Raw genomic sequence first — 1,148 nt, forward strand, 5'->3', positions numbered from 1 at the left:
ATGGCAAAAAGCAAATTTGAACGAACCAAGCCGCACGTGAACGTGGGGACGATTGGGCACGTGGACCACGGCAAGACGACGCTGACGGCGGCGCTGACGTCGGTGCTGGCGGCGAAGTTTGGCGGTGAAGTCAAGGCCTACGACCAGATCGACGCGGCGCCGGAAGAGAAGGCCCGCGGCATCACCATCAACACCGCGCACGTCGAGTACCAGACCGCCAACCGGCACTACGCGCACGTGGACTGCCCGGGGCACGCCGACTACATCAAGAACATGATCACCGGCGCGGCGCAGATGGACGGCGCCATCCTGGTGGTCTCGGCCGCCGACGGCCCCATGCCGCAAACGCGTGAGCACATCCTGCTGGCGCGCCAGGTGGGTGTGCCGTACATCATCGTGTACATGAACAAGTGCGACATGGTGGACGACGCCGAACTGCTCGAACTCGTCGAGATGGAAGTCCGCGAACTGCTCGACAAGTACGAATTCCCTGGCGACGCCACCCCCATCATCCACGGCAGCGCCAAGCTGGCCATGGAGGGTGACAAGGGCGAACTCGGCGAGCAGTCGATCATGAAGCTGGCCGAAGCGCTGGACAGCTACATCCCCAACCCCGAGCGGGCCATCGACGGCGCCTTCCTCATGCCCGTGGAAGACGTGTTCAGCATCTCCGGGCGCGGCACTGTGGTGACGGGCCGGGTGGAACGCGGCGTGATCAAGGTCGGCGAGGAAATCGAGATTGTCGGCATCCGTGCCACGCAAAAGACCACCTGCACGGGCGTGGAGATGTTCAGGAAGCTGCTGGACCAAGGGCAGGCGGGGGACAACGTGGGCATCCTGCTGCGCGGCACCAAGCGTGAGGAAGTCGAGCGCGGGCAAGTGCTGTGCAAGCCCGGCAGCGTCAAGCCGCACACGCACTTCACGGCCGAGATCTACGTGCTGAGCAAGGAAGAAGGCGGGCGCCACACGCCGTTCTTCAACAACTACCGGCCGCAGTTCTACTTCCGCACGACGGACGTGACGGGGGCGGTGGAGCTGCCCACGGACAAGGAGATGGTGATGCCGGGCGACAACGTCAGCATCACGGTCAAGCTGATTGCGCCGATTGCGATGGAAGAAGGCCTGCGATTTGCCATCCGCGAGGGCGG

At 64.1% G+C, this 1,148-nt stretch carries 1 protein-coding gene; it reads left to right on the top strand.

Going from position 1 to position 1,148, the window contains the following annotated elements:
- Positions 1 to 1,148 (top strand): elongation factor Tu (tuf, locus tag Q8K49_RS01805; RefSeq protein WP_305303718.1); only part of this gene is annotated, 1,148 nt, incomplete at both ends.

The sequence above is a fragment of the Brevundimonas sp. genome, from assembly GCF_030682035.1.
GTDB lineage: Bacteria > Pseudomonadota > Alphaproteobacteria > Caulobacterales > Caulobacteraceae > Brevundimonas.